The sequence below is a fragment of the Actinomycetota bacterium genome (assembly GCA_035759705.1).
In the GTDB taxonomy this organism is placed as follows: domain Bacteria; phylum Actinomycetota; class CADDZG01; order JAHWKV01; family JAHWKV01; genus JAJCYE01.
This window is the reverse complement of record DASTUJ010000142.1, coordinates 1-3464: the sequence shown is the minus strand read 5'-3', so window position 1 is coordinate 3464 and position 3464 is coordinate 1. Positions and strand designations below refer to the sequence as shown.

The 3464-nt window shown below is 59.2% G+C and carries 3 protein-coding genes; all 3 read right to left on the bottom strand.

Annotated features, from left to right (window positions below):
• Positions 1–441, bottom strand: a 441-nt coding sequence (locus VFV09_09970; protein ID HEU4868043.1) for a chorismate synthase, incomplete at its 3' end; no start/stop codon positions are given.
• Between the two features lie 1220 nt (positions 442–1661).
• Positions 1662–2741, bottom strand: coding sequence for a hypothetical protein (locus VFV09_09965; GenBank protein HEU4868042.1), 1080 nt, complete (start codon positions 2739–2741; stop codon positions 1662–1664).
• A gap of 390 nt (positions 2742–3131) precedes the next feature.
• A partial coding sequence (locus VFV09_09960; protein HEU4868041.1) for an A24 family peptidase occupies positions 3132–3464 on the bottom strand: 333 nt, incomplete at its 5' end.

The following is a 3464-nucleotide window of genomic DNA, read 5'->3' as shown; positions in this document are numbered from 1 at the left end:
AAGGAAGAGCTTGGCGAGGGCGCCGGCTCCGACGCGGGCGGCGGTCTCCCGGGCGCTGGAGCGCTCCAGGACGTTGCGGGCGTCCTCAAAGCCGTACTTCTGCATGCCGACCAGGTCGGCGTGGCCGGGGCGCGGCTCGGTCAGGACGTTGCCGGCCTGGTGGCCTTCGGGGGACATAACCCGCTCCCACTTGGACCACTCGGAGTTGCGGATGACCAGGGAGATGGGACTGGCGAGGCTGAGGCCGAAGCGAACACCGGAGAGCAGCTCGAGGTTGTCCTGCTCGATCTTCATGCGTGGGCCGCGCCCGAACCCGAGGCGACGGCGGGCCAGCTCATCGGCAATGAACTTGGTCTCGATGGGCACGCCGGAAGGCATTCCGTCGACGATGACGCTGAGCGCTGGGCCGTGGGACTCGCCTGCCGTGAGGTATCTGAACATGAATTTAGCCTACTTCAGATTTCCGAGTGCGCCCGGGAAGGAGTAAAATCGCCCGGATAGGTCTGGGTTAGGGCCGACATGGATTTTGGTCGCCGGCAGGTCGTGACAGCGGATTGCGCTCCAAGACGGATGCTGCGCTCGAGCCCATCTGAGTTGGCCGAGCAAGGGCTTGGACCTACTGAGCCCGGTTCGGCTGCCTGTTGTCGTGGGAGTACCAGCCGGTCGCCCCCCGGTGGCCTTGTCCTCGTGGATGAGGTCTGTTCAATCAGTACGCGGGCCAGACGTAGGTTTCGAACCAGTGGTGGTCTGTGTTTGGCACGTCCAGGATGACGGGGCCGTCGCTAAACAAATTTGGCACCCTCCTGAAGACATAGTCTATGGCTCCATACTCGGAAGTTGATCGTTTGGATCCAGATCCGTAAGACCTGTCACCTTCTTTAAACAGGGGGTAAAACCAATCTCTGAGTATGTAGCTCTCATTTGGTCCATCCTGAGTCGCTCCTGGCGGTAGCCCATAGATATTCAGGTCACCCATTATGAAGAACGGAGTGTTGGCCAACACCGTCGGTGCCGCTCCATTCATCAGTTCAGCAAGCTGAGCCCTGGTATCGCCATCGTCGGTTGCTAGATGTGTCGTGCAAGCTGTCACGTTCTGACTTGGTTGGTAGGGTGGCCTTAAGCCGTAAAGACAAGCGAGGCCCCGGTGCTCAGTTACCTTCACTTGGTTTGGCGGGGGTGGATAGGGGGGGTTCCTCTTGTAGAGCGCCGAAGCCCCTGTGGGCCATGGCCCGGATTGAGGGACCAGCCCGATGATCACGCTCCCGTAAATCGTTTATTTGTCTGGAATTCAGGAGCGACGGTCTCCGACTGGTCATTCCCGTTCCCGCCGCCAGCAGCGCAACGGTCAGTTGGCGTCCCTATGGCCCAATGAGCCATTGGAACGTAGCCGAGCGCCTGGGTTAGCAACGACTGAACCTGGAGCCATTGCCAATAACAGACCTCGTTGAGGGAAACAAGGTAAACCTCGCTCATACGCTCCTCAAGGCGGTCGACTGTTTCTTGGCCTATCGAAAGGTTCAGAGCCGTTCCTCCCCTTGCCCCCCACAGATTGTGTTGGACTGCAATTTGCCTTGGATGCGTTTGGGCCGTTGAAACTGACTGAAAGGCCACGATACTGGTCGCCAGCATCGTGCTCAGAACTAGCACACTCCGAATGCGACTCACCATTCCCGCAATTCGATGTCGCCTCGACCGACCTCCACCACGCTGATGTACTCGTCATCACCTGAGCGCCAGGGGACTCCATAACAATTGTCTCTGTTTTCCGTGATAACTTGTCGATCCGGCTCGATGATTGCGCAACGCCTCGTACCTCTGGACTCGCCTGGCGGCGGCGGGATGAGGTAGGTGATAACCGGCAGCTTCGAGGGAATGTTGAGCAGCAAGCTCGACGCTTTCCCGGGTAATTCAATTACTTTGTCCGGCGACTTGCTGGACACGAATGTCCTGTCAGCCTGGACGATTGCCGCATCGCTGCTGCAGGCGACTAACGCCATCGTCGCATCCCGAAGGCCGAGGATAGGTACTTCGGTCCACTGGTTATCAAGCGATCCATCCAACTCGTAACGGAACAGGCCGTAGTTGGGATCTGGATTTGGAAAGGCGCTCTCCGACCCCGTCGTACTACGGGGACCCGGGTCCCCGTACAGTGCATACAACTCTCGATTGGTGGCACACGATACCCACGGATCCCCGGTGCGGCCGGGAAGGCCAGAATTGATGGGCTGCCATTCGCCGTCCTTCAGCAACAACCCGCTTCCGATCACGAAGGAGGACTCGGAGGCGTGCAAGAAGCCGCTAGCTCCCTCCGGCACGATTTGTGGCTCGCCAATGAGATCACCGTTGCCGTCGATCTCGAACGACTCCCAAACCGGGTCCTCGGGACAGATGCGAAACTCGGATTCCTCCGACTGTCCATCATCCGCGCTGCCGACGAATCCGCCGGGACATGAAACCGCGATTCCCATGGTCCTACCCTCGGGTCCGGCAGTGGTCTGGGTAGCGAGCTTCAAATAGTCGACGGTTCCGGCGGCGGAGAAGCCTCCTTCGGTGACCTGATTCCCATTGCTCGCGTCCAGCCTTTTGACCTCGACCCGGGACCCCTCGGCATTGAGCACAAGGAAATTGCCTTGCGGGGTACGAACCACATCGCTCATCCGGTCTGCAGATTTCATTGAGAACTTCGCATCTTGCTGCCCGAAACCTGTTGTCGTTAGGAGCAGGGTGATTGCTACGACCAAGGTGACCAGGCTAATGCTTAGAATTGCGATTCTGGGACTCTTAATGCTTGGCACACCGTCTCCCCATTGTTGCAACCAGTTCTTGTTAGACTACCCTTTGGATTGGCAGGCATTTCCAACGTGGACTGACACTTCGGCCGGCGGGTCAAACGGCCGCTAGCGAAAGCGTTGAAGAATCGCCGACAGCCCACCCGGGAGTGAACTCCTCCGGAGCAAGTTCCTCATCTTTGAGGCCGTTCTCCCCAACCTCGATGCACGGTACGAAGCGTGGGAAAGCAGCCCCCAGCCCCTACTAGATCGGCGTAGACGTGCCGGCCGGGCATTCACAGTCCCTGACATCGGGCCAGGTCGGCGTAACCGACCAGAAATGTCGTAACACGGTAAGCCAATTTAGGGACTCAATACCTGCGACAGAGACCCTACGAACAGGACCAGGAAGGCCCCTATGGCCATCGAGGGGCCGAACGGCAGGGTGTCCTTCCGCCCCTTCTTTCGCACTGCAATCAGCAGCAGGCCGAGCACCGCGCCGATCAAAAACCCAAGAAATGCTCCCACCATGATGTGGCTGTACGACAGCCAGGCCAGGTGGGCCCCCAGGTAGGCAGCCAGCTTCACGTCGCCCATGCCCATGCTGCCCGGGGCGACCACGCCGAGGATGAACATCGGAACCGCATACGCCAGTCCTCCGACAAGCATCCGGACGATCAGGGAAGGCTCACCCTC